The sequence below is a fragment of the Levilactobacillus suantsaiihabitans genome (assembly GCF_004745505.1).
GTDB lineage: Bacteria > Bacillota > Bacilli > Lactobacillales > Lactobacillaceae > Levilactobacillus > Levilactobacillus suantsaiihabitans.
In genome coordinates this window covers 1-20,766 of record NZ_RKLX01000025.1, presented here as the reverse complement: position 1 = coordinate 20,766, position 20,766 = coordinate 1, and the positions used below count along the sequence as shown (strand labels likewise).

Genomic DNA, 20,766 nt, shown 5'->3' with positions numbered 1-20,766 from the left:
ACCGGCTGACTAAAAAACGCGTCCCCACCACTCGATGGAAACGCGCTATAGCTAATCTTAGTGAATCACAACTTTCATTCCCGCCGGCACGTGGCTGTAGATCCAGTGAGCATCGGCGACGGATAAGCGCACGCAGCCGTGACTGGCGCGTTTGCCCAACTTGTGGGCCTCGCTGACGATGTACTTGCCGTGGGCATTGACGGGCACGGAGTGGAACAGGTAGGTGCCCCAGTACTTGAAGGACGTCCAGTAGTTGGCGCCTTCCTTAGAGCCGGCGTTGTAAAAATGCGTCCCCCGGTTTTGAATGTGGTAAGTCCCGGTCGGCGTAGGGGACGACTTCTTCCCGGTCGAGCAGACCATGGTGTAGAGCGTCTTGTGCTTGCTGGTTCTGATGTAGACGCGTTGCTTGGCGATGGACACCTTGATGTAGGCGTGCTTATGTTTCTTTAAATTCGGGTAAGCCTTGGTCTCCGATGGCTGTTTCCAAGTTGGCGTTTTCTCCTTGGCATTGGCGGTCGTCGTGGCAACCACGGCCCCACCCACCAGGCTGATGACGGCGAGTAGCGTGGTTAAGATTAGTTTTAGACGTTTCACAGTGAATTCCTCCTTGTAGAATGCACTCATTATTCTATAAGTTGGCGGCAATCCTGTCAACAGGCGAAACTATTGTGGTGATGAAATTCACGGGCAACTTGGCACGTCGGGGATGTGCACCGCGGCCACTGGAAATTGCTGCAGCAAAAAGGCGGTCAATTCCCAACAACCTGAGAACTGACCGCCATCGTTAGTGGTCTAAATTAGCCTTTAAACATAAAGATTCCCCGTACAATTTCCGCACCAATCAAAACAATCATCGCTGACCAGGTAATTAATGTTGCGACGCTCCCCATAAGGCTGACCTCCTTGTGAATGCTTTAACTTTACCTTCATTGTACGCCGAAGCCAGTCTTATCGCAATGGGTACGCTTACATTAATAATGGAGGTGGGTTCCCGGTTAAGTAGCCGAAACGTGCGCCAACAGGCAACTGGTTCCGCTTAACACTGCTAGGCAGTTAACCGCCTGTTGGCACACTCTTTTCAGTGGCTGAACCCATATTTGGCGAACTCTCGGCTACGGTGTGCTTGTCAGTAACAGTCGTCTTAACCTCAGATAATAGCTGCATTGACGACAAGGCCTTTCATTAACGCAGTGTTACTGATAATCGTTACCTTGCCGGAGGCAGCCAGGGTGGAGCCAGCTGTGTCGGCGGTGTTACCTGGCGTTGTTTGCCAGGTTACAGCGCGGGACGACTTGAGAGACTGGCCGGTTTTGCCAGGCTTTCAAGCGAGGCGGAAGACCGCCCCTCAGGCTGGAGTCGTTCCCCAGAGCAGGCCCCACCCTAGCCTGACGCAGGCGCCTGGTTTCACCAATCTTCAGAATACCGTCATCGCAGCAATCAGCGCGTTAATTTTAGGGTCAACCTTCAACTGATAGCCGGACTCCGCTCTCAATTCACGAATTCGTCACCCGAATCAAGTCAGCGAAGGTCGTCAGGTTCATGCCCGGGGTGATGCGCAGCCGCGAGAGGTTGTAGCGCCCCTGGGACAGCTGGGCGACGCCTTCTGTGGTGGTCAGCGCGACTCGGTAGCCCGCCTGCTTGGCCAGCCGGTGTGTCGTGCGATTGGCGCGGCCGGCCGGGTAGCACAATAGTAGCGTGTTCTGATGCAGGTGCTGGTCCAGCCATTGCTTGGAGGCGACCAGCTCCTGTTTTTGCTGGGTGGCGGTCAGGGCGTTTAAGTCCAAATGCTGGACCGTGTGGCTGGCAAAGTCGACGCGGCCCGTGGCCTTAAGGGCCTGCATTTGGGCCAATGACAGGTGGTCAGACTTGTGCGTGAAGCCCGTGATGACGTTGATGGTGACGTGCTGGTGGTTGCGCTTGAGCGTCGGCAAGAGCTTCTGGTTGTCGGTGTAGGCGTCGTCCAAGGTGACCCAGACGACCTTCTTTTGCGGGACCGTGTTGGTGGTCAGCGCGCGGATGGCCTGGGTGGTGGTCAACGTTTGGTAGTGGTGGCGTTTCAAATAATTCAGTTCGGCGACGGCCTGTTGCTTAGGCACGCGCAGCTGGTTGCCGGTCGAGATGCTGTGGTACATTAAGATGGGCAGCTGGAGTGGGTGCTTGAGTTTGCCCCATGGCTTGACCTTGACTTCGGTGGCCGTGACGTCCTGCTTGGTCAGGCGATTGTGCGTCGCCGGTGCCGTGCGCACGTTGGTATGGCGCGATTGCGTCCAGACGACAGCCCCGATGATCAGTGCGACCAAAGCGAGGCAGCCCGCCAATAATCCCCATTTTCGTTTCATGATGATTCCCCCAAAAGACTAGTCTTACTTATAGTATAAGGGGGTTAAACGAAAAAGCCATAAATTAGTCAGCCCGCTGGCTTAAACGGCGGTAATAGTCGATGGAATCCGGGGGCAGGTGCAGCGCGGAAACCACTTCCCGATCGGTTTCTTGGGGGTGGCGCCGCAGATAGTTAACTAAGTAACCTTGGTAGAGGACGGTCGGGCTGAGCGCAAAGCCGGTGATGGCCTCATCGGGGCGCAAATACTTGTGCAGCCCTGGTAGCGTCAAATGAGGATCCGCGGCGGCTCGCTGTTTCAGAAACCAGTCGTCGCATTGGAACCGCTGCTGCAGCGGCAAAATGAAGGCGCGGAACTCCTGCAAAAAGGTCTGCGCGCTGGCGGGCCAAGCGGACGGGTCGAGTTGCGCCGTGACCCCCGGTTTGAGAAAGCTTTGGACCGGGTAGCCCTGGGCCACCAGCAACAGGGTCAGCCGCGTATAAACGTGCAGCCGCCGGTCGGCCAGCAGGTCATCGAGGCGGTCCACCCAGCGATAGTTTACCGATTGTGCCGCTTCCTTGGGTTTACTTTTCAGGTCCAGCGTTGGCAGGTAGGGCGTCCAGTTGTGGGAGAACAAGAATTTGAAATAGACGTTCAAATGCGACAGGACCTTGTTGTAGGTCTGGTTTTGAATCTGCCGGGAATCGACCAACATGGCCAGATACTGCTCAACGTCTTGCGTCTGCAGCTGATTGACCCGGTGTTCGCGCTGGTAGGTCGGGTTGAAGTTCTCCAGATAATGGAAGAAATCCTTCAACGTTGCGGTGTACTCAGCGCGCGTAGCATCGGCCATGGCCCGTTCGGCCAACTGCCGGTTGAACGCGTCTTGGTAGGGATAGTCTAACGACATCGAAGCACCTTGCTTTCTAAAAATTACTTTAACCACAGTATAGCACGGGGAACTGCTTTACTGTTTGGCTACCGCTCGCCAAACGCGAGACCGGAACATGATGGGAGCAATGAAAAAACGGACCTGGATAAACTCTCCAGATCCGCTTGATTTTGAAAAGTTATTTCGGCTGTCTAGGGGCTACTGTCTGATGGCGTTCGACCAATTACAGCCCGGCAATAGGGGGAAAACCGTGACTAATAGTCGCTGGCACTCACCACCAGAGCCGAGAGTTCGCTAGAGAGGCGTTCAGCTGTGGGAGTTCCCTTAGCGGCGCGGTTCATGGCGCTTAGGGAACTGGCAACTTTGAGACGCGGGTTATCGGCTCAAAGTTGAGGTCCAAGACCGCTTTTTGGCTTGGACCGGCGCCCTCAGCGTTCCAATGCCTCTCTAGCGAACGGTAAGGCGGCCAGCACGGACGTCGTAGCCCACGCCAACCGACCTGATGGTTAAGCCGTCACGGTTTCCGCCGCTTGGACCTTGGCGCGGAGCTGGGCCTTTTGCGCCTCCGGAATAAAGGCGCCGTCAATGGCGTTGAGCGTCAGCTTCTTCAACAGCGACCAATCCAGTCCGAATTGATCATGCATCTTCATGATCTCGCTAGTCAGCGTCACGTCGGACACGGTGCGGTCGTCGGTGTTCAAGGTGACCTTCAACCCGGCGCTCAGAAATTCAGCCAGTGGGAAGTTCGCGTAGCCGTCCACGGCCTTGGTCTGGACGTTGCTGGTCGGGCACATTTCAATCGTGGCACCGGCGCGTTTGGCCTGAGCGATGGTGGCTGGGAAGCCGCTCATGTGTACGCCGTGGCCGATACGCTTAGCCCCCATCGTCAAGGAGACCGCCACGTTGTCGACGGGGCCGGCCTCGCCAGCGTGCAGGGTAAAGGGCAGACCGGTTGCCAGGCCGGCCTTGACCGCGGGGGCCAGGTCGATAGCCGGGTGGTTGTATTCGTCACCGGCAAAGTCCAGGCCCACGACGCCCTGGTCGGCAAATTCGGCCGCCGTTTGGAAGACGTTAATGCATTCGTCTAACGGGCGGTCCCGCATGGCGCAGACAATGGCGTTGACGGGGACGCCGAATTCCCGAGTCCCAGCGTGCAAGCCGTCGAGCAACGCGGCGATGACTTCCTTGACCGACAGCCCCTGCGCGGTCGAAATCTGGGGCGCAAAGCGGGCTTCCAAATAGATCAGGCCGTCTTTGGCCGCGGTGGCCACCATGTCACGGCCGGCGATGCGGAGCTGTTCGGGCGTTTGCATCAGGTCGGTCACGACTTGGAACCGTTTGAGGTATTGGATCAGACTTTCGGTTTCCAGCGGTGCGCTGGTCAGGTCGTGTAGCTCAGCGTCACTGGCGGGAAGCTCGGCCCCCGTGACCGCCGCCATTTGCCGCAGCGCATCGCGGGACAGCGAGCCATCCAAGTGGCAGTGGAGCTCGACCTTGGGATAGTGTTGCACATTTTCTTGAGTAAAAGGTTTAACGTGGGACATCACGGAACTCCTCCTTCAATGGTTAAGTTCCTTTCAGTATAACATGTAAGCGCTTAATTCTCAGGGGAAATTTGACCGTGGCTGGAGAATTTTCTGCTGTCTTGAGCCGGGAAAGGGTGAGTTGGGTCGCTGACCTAACCAAGTGGGCCGCTCCCACTGGAAAAACCGGTCGTAAACGACCAATGGTTCAGCGAAAAAACGAGCCCCCATGGAACAATTAGGGGGTGCGTTTTTGCCCAAATCGTGCTAACATGTAGGCTTAGCCGGTCGTTAACGCGCCTCAAGTTTGCCGCTTTTAGTGGGGGGTTGCGGACTAAGTTGCCCGCAACCGACCCGCGCGACGGAGTGGCCCAGATGTCAAATTTTACATTTTGTGAAATTCGCTTAAAATCATTGTTTCGGCCGGGTAAACATTATATGATTAGTTTAATCAAAACGACGGGCGGACCGGGCATTGGACCGGTGTTCGCCGTCAACATGTGACGATTCACAAGTGAATTACCGTTTCATATATCAATAGTCTAGATAATTAAGGCAACCGAATCACTTGGCGTACCACCAGTTGGGGGAGTATAGCCAGTCTGACAGTTACTGGTTTTTTTAAGAGAAGGAGCAATGAACATGGATCAATCTTACACGCGGGTCTCGCGAGAATTTATTCGCGCCCAGCGCGCGGGCAAACGGCGATACATAACCGGATTCGATGGAATTCGGACTTTGGCCGTTTTGGGGGTCATTATTTACCATTTGGCGCCTTCGACGTTGCAGGGGGGCTATCTCGGGGTCCCGATTTTCTTCGTGGTCTCGGGGTATCTGATCACCTACCTGCTGATTCAGGAGTGGGATAGCACCCACAGTATCAATATTTTGGGCTTTTATGGTCGCCGGTTAAAACGACTGTACCCGGCGCTGGTCACGATGTTATTGGGCACGACCGCCTATATCACGCTCTTTCAGCGGAATCTGTTGGCCAACATTCGTGGGACCGTCTTGACCAACATGATCTACGGCTACAATTGGTTTGAAATCAAACACGGCCAGTCGTACTTCGACCGGTTCAGCGGCGAGTCGCCGTTTACCCACCTCTGGTCGCTGTCCATCGAAGGGCAGTTCTACCTGGTCTGGCCACTGGTGGTGCTGGCGCTGTTGTGGTTCTTGCGTAAACGCGCCCGGGCCGCGGCCATCCTCATGGGGGTCGCCATTTTCTCCGCCATTTTGATGGCCGTGCTGTATGACCCGGCCAATACCAACCGGGTCTACTACGGGACGGATACGCGGATGTTTGCGATTCTGGTGGGGACCGCCATGGCCTTTCTTTGGCCGGCACATAAACTCAATGCCAACGTCACGCCGGCGCACCGCTTGAGCCTAGACATTGCCGGGGGCGTGTCCTTACTGTTGCTGATTTACATGTTCTTTACCATGAACGGCCAGGCCGCCAGCACGTATCGCGGCGGGATGTTTTGGTTCACGGTCTTGTCCGGCATCTTGGTCGGTACCGTGGCCCATCCCGGCAGTGATTTGAACCGGGTGCTGACGAATCCCGTCTTCAGTTACGTGGGACAACGCAGCTATGGCATTTACCTGTACCAGTTTCCCGTGATGATCTTCTATGAATCACGCATCAACATTGGCAATCACCCGCTGTTTAACTCCTTGGTGGAGGTGGCCCTGATCATGCTGGTCACGGAGCTGAGTTACCGCTGGATCGAAAATCCGATGCGGCATTACCATTACGGCCAACTGACCAACGACGTGCGCAGCTATTTGCAACAACCCGGTGCACACCGGCTAGCTAACAGTCTGGGCGTCGTGGCGGCGCTGCTATTCGGGTTGACGGCCGTGGGCTTCATGCAACAACCCGCTGCCGCCAAGCCAACCGCCTTACAGCAGACGATTACCGCGCGTCAGGCTGCAGCTAAGAAGAAAAACGCTGCGGCGGTGAAGAAACAAAAGGCGTTGGCTAAGCAGGCCTCGAAGGCCAAACACGACAAGGCCGTGGCGTTTTCTAAAATGTCGGCGGCCAACCAAAAGACGGCCAAGTACTACTTCTTGACGGCCGATGAGTTGTTGACCAGTCAACAAACGCCACTGACGGCGGTCGGGGATTCCGTCTTGCTCGATGACTCGGGCGACCTGCAGAATGTCTTTCCGGGCGCCATCGTCGACGGGGCAGTCGGACGGCAAGCCGACGCGGTGCCGGGCATCTTAAACAGTCTGAGTCAACGCGGCCAGCTAGCGAAGAACGTCTTGGTCAACATCGGGACTAACGGTTACGTGACGCCGGATCAAGCGGACCAAATCGTCCACGCCATCGGTCCGGACCGTCAGATTTTCTGGGTCACGGCCCACGTGCCAACCAGAGAGTGGCAAAATTCGGTCAACAGCCGTATCGCCAAGACCGCGGACAAATACAAGAACGTCCACGTCATCGACTGGTATGCCGAGGCCAAGGACCACACCAGCTGGTTCGTCAGCGACCACGTGCACCCGAACAATCACGGGAATCGCTACTACACGTCGTTGATTGCCAAAGGCGTTTATCAGCAGACACACAAACATTAAATGAAAACGAGAGCGGAACCGGCTGCCTTTTGGCGCACGTTTCAGCTAAGTAAAGGTAATGCGAACGAGCCTGGGAGGTTTTGCCCCAGGCTCGTTTTTTTGGCTAGCAAACCGGCCGCCTACCGTTCGCCCAATATGGGTTAGAACGCTGGGGCGGGTCGAGTCCAAGGACGGTCTCAACGAGCCGAAAGTCGCGTCTCAAACTGGCCACATGGCCGAAACGTGTGCCGTATAATTATCTAGCTGGGCACCTATTTGGCGCTGTCGCAGTTAGTTGGGTTAGTTTACCGCTCCGGCCAATTTTTTTAGGCTTTTTGCGGTAATTCTGGAATCTTTTGCGGCCGTTTTCGCGTGGGCGTGCTATGATACTGACTGAATTCAGAGATGAGTTCACCAGATCACTTACAGGGGGAAAACGACTATGATGAAAAAAGTAGCAATGATTGCGGCGGCTGCAGCGATGGTATTACCTTTGGGGTTAGGGGCTATCGCGCCAGCCCAAGCAGAAACAACCGCCTTTGCGGCAGCTAAAGTAGCCACCAAGAAGACCACGTTGCTGTTGCTCAGCAGCCAAAAGATGAAGAAGGCTGCTTACCACGTGAAGAGTGGCAAACCAGCATTGTATAGCGGCGCCTTTGCAGCTGATCAACCTAAGGTCACGTTGACCAAGAAGGGCACGCTGGCCGGGCAAAAGACTTACTACGCCACCAAGAAGATTGTTGTCAAAACCAAGGCAACTAAGACGACCAAAGCTAAGAAAGTCACCTACGCCTACGTCAAGACGGCGAATGGCAAGGTCAAAGGCTGGGTCGCTTTGTCCAAATTGACCGCGGGCAAATTCATGGCCGCTGATGGCAAAAAGGTCGTGAAGAAAGCTGCCGACAAGATCACCAGCAAGACCTACACGCTGGTCAACGCCAAGAAGATCAAGAAGGCTGTTTACCACTTCAAAGGGACGCAACCAGCCGTCTTTACCGGCAAGTTTGCCGCAGACCGGGCCAAGGTGACGCTGACCAAGAAGGGTGTCTTACCTGAAAGCAAGACCTTCACGGCAACCAAGCAAATGACCATCAAGCAAAACAAGAAGAACGTGAAATACCTCTACATCAGCAAGCAAGGCTGGGTTAAGGCGTCTACCTTAACCGCTGGCAAGTTTATGGCAGCTGACTAGGTTTAGGTGTTAGCGTTATTTGAATTTGAGACACAGGAGTCTGGGACGGTTTGCCCCAGGCTTTTTTTGGATGGGGTGAACGATGGCGACTGGTAGGCACCGCCTCAGCCTTGGTATAACAGTATTTATAAGGGTGTTTTGATTGACAGCTGACCTTTACCCTGATATATTTTTGTTAGAAAGAAGTTTTGGGCGGCGCTGACAGCCCAGTGTGACATTTGAGTCACATACAAATTCGGGTAGATAAGCTATTGGTTAAGGATAGCACTTTTGGAATCCTCTTAATGGAGGCGTCTATCGAGGACGTTAAAAAGTTGGCAAGAAGGTGAGCCTTGTAGCTCATCTTTTTTTATCACTAAAAATTGGATAATGAATGATTTGGCATGGGGGGAATTATGAATAATCAACAGGATTGGATAGTATTTAATGCAAAGAAGCATAGATTTTTGCTCGACAACTTGGAAGATATGCAAAATACCCTGTTCTTTGTCAGAGATCACATGCTGCACAAAAAGTTTTGTTATTTTTACCAAGTCAAGCCCAAAGGCTACCACAAGAATTTAAAGACGCCCATGTCTCATATGTTCATTGTCATTCACAAAAATAATTTGCAACATCTATTTGGTATTCAGTACAAGCAAGGTGCTAATACGTTCTGGAATCATCTAGAAAATATGTCTTTAAGTCTGCCTGATATTAGATTGGAGAAAGATTGGGCCAAGGCTAAGATTCTAGCGATGAAGTATTTCAGCAAGACGCTGACCACCGATTGTAGAATCTATGAAGAGAGCACTTGGAACAAGTTGGTGTATGATCATTTGGCCGAATCGACACATGATCCAGTTGCAATTGCCTATCAAAGAGGCTGCACAAAGTATGAAACGCCACGTTCGTGTAAGCATACTAAATACCACTTTCAGAAGCCTAACAGTAACCCAGGAATAGTTAAAGCTATAGCCGAATACAATATTAACGATAGAATCTCCAACGACAACCCCCAAATTTTATGTCAGGTTAGTGGCTTTAAATATGCAGCTAATGAATTAAAAGCGTTATTTGACTAAAAACGGTCAAAAGTAACGTCATCCCCGGTATAACAGCATTTATAAGACAAATCGCGTGTGGTGATTGCCGCAGTGTGCTATCCTAAGAACCATATCGTTGACGGCCACCAATTTCAGCGATCGTGGTCTGGTGCTACCAATGAGTGGATGCCCAAGTTTTAAAAACAACATGGCCTGTTGTAATTGCCGTTAGGTTGCTAATATCGGCAGCAGCGCTACTAAAAAATAGGAATCAACTAACGCAATACGTAATGGTTATGCTATGATAGTATTGTTTTAGGGTAGAATTATTGAGACCGGAAAAATGGAAGAAGGAAAACTATGAAAAATGCAAATTTTTGTCCGCACTGCGGGGCTAAGTTAACAGCGGGGATTAAGTTTTGCCCCAAGTGTGGGTACCAGCTAACGGACGAATCGGCGAACCAAGATAACACGACGCACGTGACGACTGAGACGAATCAAACGTCACAATCAACGCCGCAATCAGCACAGTCAGCGGGGGGCACGGCCGGTAATGGTGGCTTTACAGAACGTTTAGACGCGATGGTCAATTGGGTGGCAAATAACTGGGTAACTGCAATTATTATTGTTGCCGCACTGTTGATCTTTACGCTGGTGACCCGGGCAATGTTCTACAACATCTGGTTGGGCGTCATTGCCTTAATTGCGGTTTTAGCTGGGCTATACAGCATCGCTTGGACGCGTGGCAGTGAGGCAACTGGGTTTGAACAAAAATTACGGCACACGGCCAAGCAGACGGCTAAGGCCGCTAATGACAAGGCAAAATCACAACCGGTCAAACCAGAAACCAAGGCGACGGCTGCGGCTTCACCGGTGGCTCCTCAACCGCAGATGCAACAAGCCAGTACCAACACTCAGGCTGCGGTGGCGGGACAAGCAACCGCGCAACCGAGTGCGAAGCCAGCTGCGCAACCCAATGTGGAAGCGACCGCACAACCCGTTGGCCAGGGGACTGGAAATACCGTTTACATCCAACAGAGCCAGCAACAGAGCAACGGTTTGGGGACGGCTGGCTTTATCTTGGCCCTGATCTCACTGTTTACTTCCATTGTACCATTTGTGGATTGGGTGGTCTGGTTCTTAGGTGCCCTGTTCTCATTCATTGGATTATTCCGGAAGCCACGGGGCTTAGCCATCGCCGGCTTTGTGATCTCGTTTATCGGTATCATCATTATCTTGACCCTGGCGGCCACGATTGCGGGCATGCTGGGATTGGCGATGTAGACTTGCTAGGATTCTGTTAATCAAAGAAGCTTGCGAAATCAGTTTTGGATTTCGCAAGCTTCTTTTCGTTTCTAGATGGAAGGGCCACATTTGCCTGAAAACACCGCCTCAGCCCCGGTATAACAGTATTTATAATGCAAATCGCGTGAGGTGACCGCTTTAGTATGCTATCCTAAGATTCATGCAGTGGCTGCCCCCAATTTTACCCAGTGAGGCCGACGAGTGGACTACCCAATTTGGACCAAAATGATGCAACACGACCTGTTGTAATTGCCGTCAGATTAAGGTTTCCTAGCGTTTCTTAGAAATAGCTAATTTTAAAAGTAAACGCTTTACAATGCATGACAAAGCAAGCATAATGGAAGCGTAAAAGGCACATGAATCTACGGAGGTGTTTTTGATGGTCAAAACAAAAGCAGTAATGATCGGTGCGGGCTTAGCCAATATGGCCGCAGCGGTTTACCTGATTCAAGAAGCCCATTGGAACGGTAAGCAGATTACCTTCTATGGGGTCGACATGCACGGTGCTAACGATGGGGGCACGACCAGCGAATTCAGTGATGAATACTGGAACAAGGCGCACCCGTTGGCTAATCGCACGGGCTACGTGGCTCGGGGTGGCCGGATGTTGAATTACCGGACTTACGTTGATTTGATGGACTTGTTAGACCGGATTCCTTCTGCGACTGAAGAGGGGATGACGGCAGCCGAAGATACCCATGATTTTGACGCCCACCACCGGACCTATGACAAGGCGCGGCTGTTACAAGGCGGCAAGGGCATCATCGACGGCGGCAAGTTGGGACTGAATAACAAGGACCGGGTCTTACTGTCCAAGTTAGTCCTGATGCCAGATGAAGAAGAAACCAAGCTAGACAACATTACCATCGCCGAATACTTCAAGGACGACCCGCACATGTTCCAAACCAACTTTTGGTACATGTGGGAAACGACTTTCGCCTTCCGGATTGAAAGCTCCGTGCAAGAATTACGGCGCTACATGCACCAAATGATTTACGAATTCACACAAATCGAGCACCTGGTCGGGGTCAACCGGACGCGGTACAACCAATTTGAAAGTATCATGTTGCCGTTGATCAACTACCTGAAGGATCAAGGGGTCACCTTTATCGATAACCGCATCGTGACGGATTGGGAATTTGCGGACAGCCCGCTCCAAGATGAAATCACGGTTACGGGGCTGCACGTCAAGAACCTGGAAACGGACACGGAAGACCTGGTCGACATTGACGACGACACCGCGGTCATCTTCACCAACGGGTCGATCACGGACTCCGCAACGATGGGCGATTACGACACGCCAGCACCAGAAAACATGGAATACGGCATCAGTGCCGCGCTGTGGAAGAAGGCCACGGAGCACTTCTACAACCTGGGGACGCCGGATAAGTTCTTCAACGACCGCAAGAATTCCGAATGGGTCAGCTTCACTCTGACTACGAAGAACCACCTGCTGTTGAATGAAATCACCCGGATCACGACCCAAGTTCCCGGCAACGCGCTGAACTCCTTCCTGTCCACGACGCCAATCACGCCGCTGGGCCAAAAGGACGTCAACATGTCCATCGTGGTGCACCACCAACCTCACTTTACTACGCAAAAGCCAAACGAATCCGTTATTTGGGGCTACTTCCTGTACCCACGGCGGACGGGTGAATTCGTCCACAAGCAATACATCAAGATGACCGGGAAGGAAATGGCCCAAGAATTGATTGGCCAATTGTCCAAGGTCGACCCTGGTCCGGTGAACATCAAGAGTAAGGAAACCGAAATCATGGACAGCATCGTCAATAACATTCCGGTTTACATGCCTTACGCCTCAGCCCTGTTCAACAACCGCGCCAAGACGGACCGGCCAGAGGTGATTCCTGCGCACTCGACCAACTTGGCCTTCACGGGTGAATTCGCAGAACAACCTTACCAAATGATCTTCACGGAACAAAGTGCGGTTCGTTCGGGTGAAATTGCCGCTTACCACTTCACGGGCATTTCGATGGATAACTTAGTCGATACGCCGCGGTACGACAAGGACCCGAAGACCTTGCTGAAAGCCACCAAGAAGATGTTTAGCTAAATCTGCGGGGTGCAGCAGTTTAAGTGGGCGTCTTCCTTGCGACTGCCAATCACTTAACACACTGTGGGCACTGCTTGCGCCCCATACTGAAAGGAACTTGCCGATGAGGGGGTTCCTTTTTGGTTTGGGGACAGATTTCGGTAATTGGTTAGGTCGTTAAAACGGTTTTACTCGTATTGCTGATGCGACTGGTCTTACGTGACGGGACGTTTGTCACTGGAAATAAAGTGAAACTGATCATGAAATAGCGTCAAAAAAAGCATCCAGGTTCAGCCACAGCAGGTTGAATCCGGATGTTTTTTAAGGCTATTTGGCCAAATCATTGACGTTGATGCGGTGTTGTTTAGTTCCTTGCCAGAACGGGACCTTGACTACACCCATGACCTTCTTGGCATTGACGTAGCCCCAGGCCCGGCCGTCTTCGGAAATGCTGCGATGGTCGCCTAGCACGAAGTAGTGGTCCTGAGGAACGCGGCTACCCTGGTAGTGCCAGTTGCCGGCCTTGGACAGGCTCTTTAGCGACCAATTGCCGGTACCACTGGTTCGTTCAGCCTCGCTGATGAAGGACTGGTCGATTTTGTGATGGTTGACGTAGAGCACACCATTTTTACTAACGACCTTGTCGCCCGGCAGGCCAATTACGCGTTTGACGTAGTTGGTATTCTTGGCCGCCGTGGGATCTTCGCCGTACGCATCAAAGACGATGACGCTCAGCCGCTTGAGTTTCAACGGCTTGATGGCAAACATCCGCTCGTTGTTGACCAGGTTGGGTTCCATCGAGTCGCCGGAAACCTTGACCACCTCGAACAGGTAGGTCCGCACCAGCAGGACTAAAATCACGGCCACCAGCACGGGGATGACCCAGCTCATAATACTCCGAAAAATTTTCATATGTACGCTCCCAATTGATTGTTGACGTGAGGTTAGTGTAGCACAGTCCACCGACCACTTTGCCAGTTTGGCTAAAAATTAAAGAAATAGCTAGAAAATTTGTGCAAATGGTAGCGCTTTCAATGAAATTATGTCACAATAGGAGACGTAAAACCTTTAACTATAAATAGGAGGAATCATCATGGCTGATCAACAAGAACTATTGCGGGTGGCAACGGCAATGCTGGACAAGGCTTACACGCCGTACTCACACTTCCACGTCGGCGCAGCAGCAGTCGGTGCCAGTGGCAAGATCTACGGCGGCTGCAACATCGAAAACGCGTCATACGGTGCCACCAACTGTGCAGAACGGACCGCCATCTTCTCCGGCATCGCTGCGGGCGAAAAACATTTTACCGCCTTATTGGTTACCGGGAACACCGATGGCCCCATCGCGCCTTGTGGCATCTGCCGGCAAGTCATCGCCGAGTTCTTCGATGCGGATGCGCCGATCTACCTGACGAACCAAAAGGGCGCCTTCACGGAGACCACGGTCGAAGGCATTCTCCCCGGCGCCTTCACGGAGCTGAAATAGCGGCACATAGGGTTTAAACGACATACTTAGTCTATTCAGCGGTTAGCGCACATCTGGCTAACCGTTTTTTGTCGTGGGCAACGTTGTATGTATTGACCGCCTTACCGTTCGCTAGAGATGAGTTGGAACGCTGAGGGCGCCGGCCCAAGCCAAAGGGCGGTCTTGGACCTCACCTGGGAGCCGATGACCCGCGTCTCCAAGGTGCCAGTTCCCTAAGCGCCATGGACCGTGTCGCTAAGGGAACTCCCACAGCTGAACTCATCTCTAGCGAACTCACGGCTCCGAAAGTGGTTGTCCGCGACCAATAGCGGATAGCCGACCACGCTGTAGCTGCCAAAGTTTTTATGGACTCAGGTACGGCTTCGAAAAAGCTAGTCCCCACCTGGCGTCGGGAGGATTCGCCAGATGATGTGAATTCTTTCTGCCGTCGGTTAGGGTGTGGTTTAAATGATTGAACATCGAAAGTAGAACTAACGTGATGATTGTCTGGACATCGTTATTCTGACAATTATTTATTTGAGGTTAGATGCTCATTCTGAGGAGCAGTCTTTTGATCCAGATGGTGCCACATCCTTGGCCGATGCCGATTGATTGCTACCAAGGGCCAAATCGAGTGTTATTGGTAAGCACTTCTGTAGCCGAGAGTTCGCCAAATATGGGTTCAGCCGCTTAAAAAGAGTGAGCCGACAGGCGGTTAACTGGCGAGCATTAACGGTGCTAGGCGGATAATCCCGGACTTGGATTATTTGCCTAGCAGTGTTAAGCGGAACCAGTTGCCTGTTGGCGCACGTTTCGGCTATGAAGCCATTTTGAGACGTGATTTTCGCCCGGTCCGACTCAGCGTTCCAACTCATCTCTAGCGAACGGTAAGGCGGCCAGCTCAACCCACACTGTCAGCAAAAATACTGTTTCAAACAAATTACTTTGACACGCACAGTAGTACGTGGTACAGTAATGTCAGTTGAAAAGCAAAGGGAGTGGCACCATGGCTGAGGTTATTTCCAAAGATTTAATCCGGGGCCATACGGATACGATTATTTTGAACATTTTACAGCAGGGCGACAGCTATGGCTATCAGGTGGCCAAGCAGGTCAAGACGTTGAGCGACGGGCATTATGAGCTGAATGAGGCCACGTTGTACACGGTCTTTCGCCGGCTGAAGAAAAATGGCGCGCTGACGGACTACTGGGGCGATGAATCCCAGGGGTCGCGACGCAAATACTATCACATCACCGCGGCGGGTCAGGACCTGTTGGCGGCTAACACCGCGGCTTGGCAGGTGGCCAAACCAATCATTGACGCCCTGATCACGGGCAAGATTACCGAGGGGGACTAACTCATGGACGATATCACGATGGAAATTCGGACGCGACTGGACCAGCTGTTCAGCCAATACCAGCCTTCACGGGCACTGACAGAGTTGAAAGAAGAATTGGTTGGCGACTTGACTGAAGCCGTCACGGATAAAATTAATCAGGGCCAAGACACCCAGGCTGCCATTGATGCGGCGATGGCTGACTTGGGCGACATCGACACGCTGCTTAAGGAAGTGGCGGCCGACGACACTGGCTCCGCGGACACGCCGACTGACGATGACCAAGAGGACCAATCGGCTGACCAGCACCACAGTCAGTCGGACGTCCAAATCGGCAAGCTGAAGATTCACGACGACAAGGTCACCTGGGGCGATCACGTCCTGGTCGACGGCGAAAACGATAAGGTGGATTTCGGCAAGCTGGTCAAAGTAGATGGCGACCACGTCACCGTGGCGAACGGCCTGGTCGATGTCAATGGCGATGACGTCAAGATCAACGGCGAGCGGCCGCGGCGGACTTTCGTGGAATCCCTGCGGCTGGTCAACACCCAGTCGTTTGCGGTCACGGACCTGGAGCGCTTGGAGATCAACTACCGGGATGCGGCGGTCAAATTGGGACCGGCCAACGCCGACGAGATCGTCGTCAACGAGTACATGAGTCGCGACAACGCGCGCTACTACCTGCACGCCAGTCGCCACGGCAATGTGCTCCAGGTCAATCAGGGGGACCGGCCGCGGTTGTGGCCATTACACGCCCGGGCCGAGATCTTTTTGCCGGCGCAGTTGGCGGGAAAGGTCACGGTGCAGGTCGGCAACGGCAGCCTGGAGATCAGTGACTTGCGTGCGCCCGTCAGTGTGGATGCCCATGCCAGCAACGGCAGCATGCGGGCCTTCGATGATCAACTGGCCCGGTTGACCTTGCGCTCGGCTAACGGGTCGGTGCGGCTGGATCAGGTCAAGGCCGACCACATTGCCGTGGACAGCAAGAACGGCAGCGTGACCTTAAAGGAAAGCACGGCGACCGTGCATGTTGAGTCTCACAACGGTGCCATCCGGTTCTACGACCACACAGGCAACGTAAGCGCGCGTAACCACAATGGGACCATCAAGTTGGACGGCCTGACCGGTGACGTTCAAGCCGCTTCGGCCAACGGCTCACTGCGCGGTCAGAACCTGCGTGGCGGCGGGCGGTATCACACCGACAACGGGAGCGTGAATTTGCAATTCAACGCCTTGCCCGCAGACGTGCAAGTTGATAGCCAAGGGGGCAGCACGACGCTGCAGATGCCGCTACTGACGGCTTACGCCTTTGACGTGAAGAATCGCAACGCCAGCGTACGGACGCCGCAAGAGGCCAAATTATCCCTGGACGACGAGCACCACAAGGTCGGCGCAGTGGGGGAAAACCCGACAGTCCATGTCGGCGTATTAGCCAACACCGGTAGCATTCGGTTAATCTAAGTCAAAATAAAAAGCCTATCATAGTCAGTTTTATTGACCGTGGTAGGCTTTTTGGACGGCAATTGGTTTAGTCCATTCAATTAATTATCCTATATAACTTTCTAATTGTTACCAGTTCACTGAAACTGTGGTCACTCAGGCACGACTGGAGGGGTTATAATCAAGGTAGACTAGGACTAACTTAAAAGGGCTTTAAGACCAATTGCGGATTGACCTTAAAGCTAGACGGCAGAACCAACACAGGCATTTTCAAGATATTGTCAAGAAAATACCAACAATTTAGCAAAAAAGGGTTTATTTTTTGCTGAGGAGAGGCGATACTAGAAGAAGTTACTGTGGCGACTGGTCATAAAGGTACCACCAAGACTGCGATTGGTGTAATTGAACCCGGTGCACACCAGCGAGGGGTAACTCCTGGGTGCGACCAGCTGACAGACCGAGGTAAACGGTCGTCGCCGACAGGAAGTCGACGGTTCCGGTATAAGTAACGTCGTTGAATATTAGCGTGGTAATCAAATTATTTTGGTAGGCCCGCTGGAGTAGGCTTTTAATTGAATGACTGACGCGTGGCATCATGAAGCTCACATCCTTAATGACTAAGATTAATTTCATTATAGAACACCTGTTCTGTTTTGAAAAGCTAATTTAAAACATTACTGGATAACTTGATTTCATGGTAAAATGTACGGAGGGTTATCCATTCAGGCACGTAAGCACGAGTGGATGAAAATGACAGCGCCCGGCGCTGGACTAGAAGGAGTAATGGACTGATAATGACAGAATCGACTAATGAGGCTGTAACTGAAGCAGAATTGAAAAAAGAATTTGACGATCTCTACATGCACATTTTCAAATATATTGGTGACTTTGTCTCCATTCCTACGCAAAAATATAACTTAACCTTTGAGGCCTTCATGGTCATGGACAACGTGGCTCGCAGTAAGAACGGCCAGACCCTGGTTGAATTGGCTAAGCTGGAAGGCGTCTCCAAGAGTGCCATTGCGCGCCAGGTCAATGTCTTGTTGAAGGAAAACTACGTGATGCAAAAGGTTGACCCTAACGACCGGCGGGTGAAGTACATTACGCTGACCGCGGCCGGCAGTCGGGTACAACGGAACTTATCCGAAGCCACTGACGACCGGTTCCACCGGTGGTTGGAATTCTTCGGCGGCAAGGAAGAGGCCGAACGCTTCATCAAGGTGCTCCACCGCGCCAACGAACGGGCCGTGGCCGCTGGTTTCGTTGGGTTCGACAGCTTGCACGACAAGCGTCGCAACTCCAACCGGAGTCGGGGGAGCCACAATCACGCCGAATAAGTGAATCAAGTATGACGGAACGCTGGCTGCTGGCTGGCGTTTTTTTGTTCAGCGGCTAGCGCTGATTTCGGGTATAATGAGTGAAATTACTTGCGGTGTTGAGCCGCCGGAAAAGAGTAGGCGTTCATGAAAAAATGTATGATTGTGGGGGCGATTGTCTTGGCGGCCGTGAGCTTAGGTGCCTGTGGCCGACAGCGGCGGTCGTCACGGGCCGTGGCGTTTGAGCGGACCGGTCAAGCCGCTCAGCCGCGGGTGTGGTATTTTGCCCGGAGTCGGACGCGACCGAACGCGCAGACGCCGTTACGGGCGATTGTGGTGACACAACACGGGCGAACGTTAACGTTTCGGGTGCCGCGGTCGGTGACGTTGGGCGCCGCCGCTAAGCTGTCATCCCGTCAGGTCAAGATTAGGGGCGCGGCTTGGGCCAAACAAGACTTTACCCAGCAACGGCGCGCCCTGATCAAGACGACGCGCGCGGAACTGGCCGCGGAACGGCAAAATTTACGGCGCAACCAAAACGCCACCGTGGTGAGCTTCGCGACGATCAAAACCGACCGGCGCGTGATTGCCAATGCGCAGCGCCGACTCAGGCAGCTACAACGGACCAGGTTTAAGCAGCCCAGGCCCCAGCCAATTGTCGTGACGGTAAAGGGCCGCCAGGAAACGCTACACGTGGCGACCATGGGCTTTGTGCAGGCGGCCAGCGACAGTGACAATCAGGCGGCCGCCTATCGACGAACGACGACGCAGATTGCGCCGGTGCCTTACACGCAAACGTCAGACCAACCGGTACGGATCGGGGCGGCGATCTTTGGCTACTACCAAGGGGCGCACGCCGGAAGTCGGGAGTACGCGTTGACGCAGGTGGGCCGCCGGGGCGCTGTGAAATTTGATTTACAAGCAAATAAATAGTCCGTTCCCCGTCACCAGTAATTGGTGGTGTGGGGAGCGGACTATTTAAGTTTCTTGTTTATTTGACGACAGTAATCAGGTGTCGACTACCGGTGATGTAGCCGCCGGCGACGCGGTAGCGGAGGGTATCACGCTTGCCGAAATTATTTGCGTTGGTGTAATCCCACCCCTTAACGGTAAAGGTGGCTGACGCTTTCTTGCTGTAGTGACGGTTTTTCCGGGTCAGTTGAACATCAGTATACCGGTTCAACGCGCCTTTAGCTCGCACACGACTGGGCATCGTGACCTTACCAGCTTGGACTAGTGACTTGTTGGCCGTGATGTAGCGGCCATTGCTGAGGACAAAGCGGGTGGTGAGATTGTGCCGGACGATGCGCTTAACTTTTAGTACTTGGCCTTGTTGGTAGTGTGCCGCTTGACCAGTCAGATCTTTCTGGCTGTAGGCGTTGACCCCCTGGGGATTGATCACGGTGACTCGTTGATGCTTGGTGGCGTAGTAGGCGTGAGTAACGTACTTGGCGTTGGCGGTCACATAGCCAGTTTGGCCATTGGTTTTGCTTGAATGATTAACGTCCTTAACGTGGTAGCGCTTGACGCCGTTCTTAGATTTAGCATAACCGGTCACTACAAACATGGGCCGATTGATGCGGGACTTTTTAGCATACCATTGTTTGCGAGCCTGCTTAGTAAAGGTGGCTTGACGGTAAAGGCCAATCTTCTTCGTGGCATAGATAACGGTATTCTTAGGAGCTAGCCCACCCACGTCGGCTAATGGGTCCTTGGTGTAGGTGTAGGTGATGGTCTTGGCGGTGGTGTCAAAAGTCCCGGTTTCTTCACCGGTGGTTTGGCTTAACGTGTAGCCAGTGATAGCTAGTGGCGTCGCAGTGTAGTGACTGCCGAGACTGCCAGTCAATGTCTTGTCCGGCTTTAGCGTCTTGCCAGTGCTGTCGACGTAGTGGATGGTGACTGGTTGACTGGTGGCTGGGGCTGGCTGGGGGTTCGTTGTGGCGGTGGGAAGGTCACCTAGGCTGTAGATGTAGGGGGCTTGTTGTATAAAGGAAATACTCCCGGTTACGTAAGTGCCATCATCCTGTGAGACAAAATAGTCTATAAAAGGCTTGTTGAGAGCAGTTTCCATTAAGGCCCTAGTAGATTCTAGATCAATTCTTGCTATATCGGATTGTGAGACACCGTACAGTCCCTGAATGATAAGCTCACTTGGTAAGTCGAGTCTATTGAAATAAGCTTGAAATTCGTCTTCGCTGGAGAACGCCTTCTTTAGGTTGTTATGATCCCTTTGGGGTTGTCAAATGAAATAATATAATTCATCTGACAATCAACGGAGGGAATATGACATGTCAAAGGTCAAGTTTAGTGCCATGGAGAAGCTGGAGCTAATTAAT

At 52.9% G+C, this 20,766-nt stretch carries 17 protein-coding genes; 10 read left to right on the top strand and 7 right to left on the bottom strand.

Features of this window, described 5'->3' with window-relative positions:
• Positions 1-57 precede the first annotated feature (57 nt).
• From EGT51_RS11325 to add, 4 genes are all read right to left on the bottom strand, one after another.
• Complete coding sequence (locus EGT51_RS11325) at positions 58-594, bottom strand: L,D-transpeptidase (RefSeq protein ID WP_225428732.1); 537 nt, start codon at positions 592-594, stop codon at positions 58-60.
• Between the two features lie 899 nt (positions 595-1,493).
• Entirely contained in the window at positions 1,494-2,339 is an 846-nt protein-coding gene (locus EGT51_RS11320; protein WP_135368814.1) for a polysaccharide deacetylase family protein, read from the bottom strand.
• A gap of 64 nt (positions 2,340-2,403) precedes the next feature.
• Positions 2,404-3,228, bottom strand: coding sequence for a site-specific integrase (locus EGT51_RS11315; RefSeq protein WP_135368813.1), 825 nt, complete (start codon positions 3,226-3,228; stop codon positions 2,404-2,406).
• A 488-nt stretch (positions 3,229-3,716) separates the two neighbouring features.
• Positions 3,717-4,754 (bottom strand): adenosine deaminase, encoded by a 1,038-nt coding sequence (gene add / locus EGT51_RS11310; protein ID WP_135368812.1) that lies wholly within the window; start codon positions 4,752-4,754, stop codon positions 3,717-3,719.
• A gap of 621 nt (positions 4,755-5,375) precedes the next feature.
• On the opposite strand from add, the gene EGT51_RS11305 reads away from it, so the two are divergent.
• The 5 genes from EGT51_RS11305 to EGT51_RS11285 all read left to right on the top strand — a co-directional run bounded on the left by EGT51_RS11305 (position 5,376) and on the right by EGT51_RS11285 (position 12,894).
• A complete protein-coding gene (locus EGT51_RS11305; protein ID WP_135368811.1) occupies positions 5,376-7,319 on the top strand; it encodes an acyltransferase family protein in 1,944 nt (647 codons plus the stop codon).
• 421 nt (positions 7,320-7,740) lie between these two features.
• Positions 7,741-8,490 (top strand): hypothetical protein, encoded by a 750-nt coding sequence (locus EGT51_RS11300; RefSeq protein WP_135368810.1) that lies wholly within the window; start codon positions 7,741-7,743, stop codon positions 8,488-8,490.
• 395 nt (positions 8,491-8,885) lie between these two features.
• Positions 8,886-9,554, top strand: a complete 669-nt coding sequence (locus EGT51_RS11295) for a PBECR4 domain-containing protein (protein ID WP_135368809.1) — start codon at positions 8,886-8,888, stop codon at positions 9,552-9,554.
• Between the two features lie 321 nt (positions 9,555-9,875).
• Positions 9,876-10,799, top strand: coding sequence for a zinc ribbon domain-containing protein (locus EGT51_RS11290; protein WP_135368808.1), 924 nt, complete (start codon positions 9,876-9,878; stop codon positions 10,797-10,799).
• Positions 10,800-11,199: 400 nt separating this feature from the next.
• On the top strand, positions 11,200-12,894 hold the full coding sequence (locus tag EGT51_RS11285; protein ID WP_135368807.1) for an oleate hydratase: 1,695 nt from the start codon (positions 11,200-11,202) through the stop codon (positions 12,892-12,894).
• 306 nt (positions 12,895-13,200) lie between these two features.
• On the opposite strand, the gene lepB is transcribed toward EGT51_RS11285, so the two are convergent.
• Positions 13,201-13,785, bottom strand: a complete 585-nt coding sequence (gene lepB / locus EGT51_RS11280) for a signal peptidase I (protein ID WP_135368806.1) — start codon at positions 13,783-13,785, stop codon at positions 13,201-13,203.
• 181 nt (positions 13,786-13,966) lie between these two features.
• Between lepB and EGT51_RS11275 the strand changes: the two genes are divergently transcribed.
• The 3 genes from EGT51_RS11275 to EGT51_RS11265 all read left to right on the top strand — a co-directional run bounded on the left by EGT51_RS11275 (position 13,967) and on the right by EGT51_RS11265 (position 17,135).
• On the top strand, positions 13,967-14,359 hold the full coding sequence (locus EGT51_RS11275; protein ID WP_135368805.1) for a cytidine deaminase: 393 nt from the start codon (positions 13,967-13,969) through the stop codon (positions 14,357-14,359).
• A 985-nt stretch (positions 14,360-15,344) separates the two neighbouring features.
• A complete protein-coding gene (locus EGT51_RS11270) occupies positions 15,345-15,695 on the top strand; it encodes a PadR family transcriptional regulator (RefSeq protein WP_135368804.1) in 351 nt (116 codons plus the stop codon).
• 3 nt (positions 15,696-15,698) lie between these two features.
• Positions 15,699-17,135: a DUF4097 family beta strand repeat-containing protein gene (locus EGT51_RS11265; RefSeq protein WP_135368803.1), complete on the top strand. Its 1,437-nt coding sequence runs from the start codon at positions 15,699-15,701 to the stop codon at positions 17,133-17,135.
• Positions 17,136-17,465: 330 nt separating this feature from the next.
• Here the strand turns inward: EGT51_RS11265 and EGT51_RS11260 are convergent, their stop codons facing one another.
• Positions 17,466-17,747 (bottom strand): hypothetical protein, encoded by a 282-nt coding sequence (locus tag EGT51_RS11260; RefSeq protein WP_225428731.1) that lies wholly within the window; start codon positions 17,745-17,747, stop codon positions 17,466-17,468.
• A 161-nt stretch (positions 17,748-17,908) separates the two neighbouring features.
• On the opposite strand from EGT51_RS11260, the gene EGT51_RS11255 reads away from it, so the two are divergent.
• Together EGT51_RS11255 and EGT51_RS11250 are read left to right on the top strand one after the other, a co-directional pair.
• On the top strand, positions 17,909-18,451 hold the full coding sequence (locus tag EGT51_RS11255) for a MarR family winged helix-turn-helix transcriptional regulator (protein WP_135368802.1): 543 nt from the start codon (positions 17,909-17,911) through the stop codon (positions 18,449-18,451).
• Positions 18,452-18,577: 126 nt separating this feature from the next.
• Complete coding sequence (locus EGT51_RS11250; protein ID WP_135368801.1) at positions 18,578-19,363, top strand: hypothetical protein; 786 nt, start codon at positions 18,578-18,580, stop codon at positions 19,361-19,363.
• Between the two features lie 58 nt (positions 19,364-19,421).
• Here the strand turns inward: EGT51_RS11250 and EGT51_RS11245 are convergent, their stop codons facing one another.
• Complete coding sequence (locus tag EGT51_RS11245; RefSeq protein WP_135368800.1) at positions 19,422-20,501, bottom strand: DUF5776 domain-containing protein; 1,080 nt, start codon at positions 20,499-20,501, stop codon at positions 19,422-19,424.
• Positions 20,502-20,766: the final 265 nt, after the last annotated feature.